This is a genomic window from Brucella sp. NBRC 14130 (assembly GCF_040371715.1).
GTDB lineage: Bacteria > Pseudomonadota > Alphaproteobacteria > Rhizobiales > Rhizobiaceae > Brucella > Brucella intermedia.
Window position 1 is genome coordinate 1 of the sequence record NZ_BAABTE010000065.1, and the last position, 1,227, is coordinate 1,227.

A 1,227-nucleotide genomic window follows, 5' to 3' on the forward strand; every position below is an offset into this window, starting at 1 on the left:
GGGCGTCACGACACGAAAGTGGTGAATCTGTCCGACATTTGAGAACATATGGTGATCAGGCGGCCAGCATGGACGTCTCGCGCCGAAGAGGCCTGAGGTCGAGGCTGTCAGTCGGGGTCCAGATATAATCGCCGGTGAGGCTGATATGCTGCCATCCGAGAGGCGTGATGTGCTTGATCACGTCGGCCGGCGTCGCAATACCTTCGCGATTGAGCTCAGCAAACGTTGGTTCGAGATAGAGCGTATTCCAGTAGACGATGGCGTTGATGAGCAGGTTCAGCCCGGACGCCCTGTAGAACTGGCTCTCGAAGGTCCTGTCCCGCAGTTCTCCGAGCCGGTTGAAGAACAGCGCCCGAGCCAGGGTGTTCTGGGCCTCGCTCTTATTAAGGCCGGCAGTGGCGTTCCTGCGCATTTCGGGGTTCTGCCACCATTGCGGCAGGAAGATGGATCGATTGATGCGTCCGATATCGCGCAAGGCGAGCGCCAGTCCGTTTTGGCGCGGGAATGCGGACAGTTTCGCCAGCAAAGTCGAAGGCCGCACCTGGCCGGAACGGATCGTGGTAACGAGACGCAGGATGTCATTCCAGTTCGCCTTGATCCGCTCGACGTTGACGGATTCACCAATGAGCGAGGCGAGGTTTTCAGGAGGCGTGTCGCCCGGAAAGAGATGGAGCCGGCGATCCTTAAGGCCGCGCAGCCGGGGCACGAGCTGGAAACCGACAAGATGACAAAGAGCGAAACTCATGTCGCTGACCCCGCCGGTGTCGACATAATGGGTTTCGATGGCGAGATCGCTGCCATGATACAGCAGACCGTCGAGAACGTAGATGGCCTCGCTCGCATTGGCGTTCATGGCGATGATATGGAACGCGCCATACTGGTCGGAGGTGAAGCGATAAAATTTGGCGCCGGGGTTAGGGCCATAGCGGGCGTTGAGGTCACCGATCGCCTCGGCATGCCCTCCCGCCGGAAAATACTGCCCGTCCGAGGACGAGGTGGTTCCGTCGCCCCACAATCTCGCGAGAGGCAGTTGCCTCTGGGCATTGACGAGAATGGCATGCGCGCCAGTGTAACCCTCCTCCCGGATATGCCAGTCGTGCGCCCAAGCGAGCTGCCGCATTGTCAGCCCGGGGGAAACATCCGCCATTCTGGTGAGACCGAGATTGATGCCGTCCGCCAGAACGGCGGTAAGCAGAGCAAGCTTGTTGTCGGCCGTGCGCCCGGTGC

General features: G+C 60.1%; 1 protein-coding gene. It reads right to left on the reverse strand.

Annotation, left to right across the window (positions count from 1 at the left end; all coding sequences use genetic code 11):
- Nucleotides 1-55: 55 nt before the first annotated feature.
- On the reverse strand, nucleotides 56-1,227 hold a 1,172-nt coding region (locus tag ABWW28_RS27570; protein ID WP_353393012.1), incomplete at its 5' end, for a Tn3 family transposase.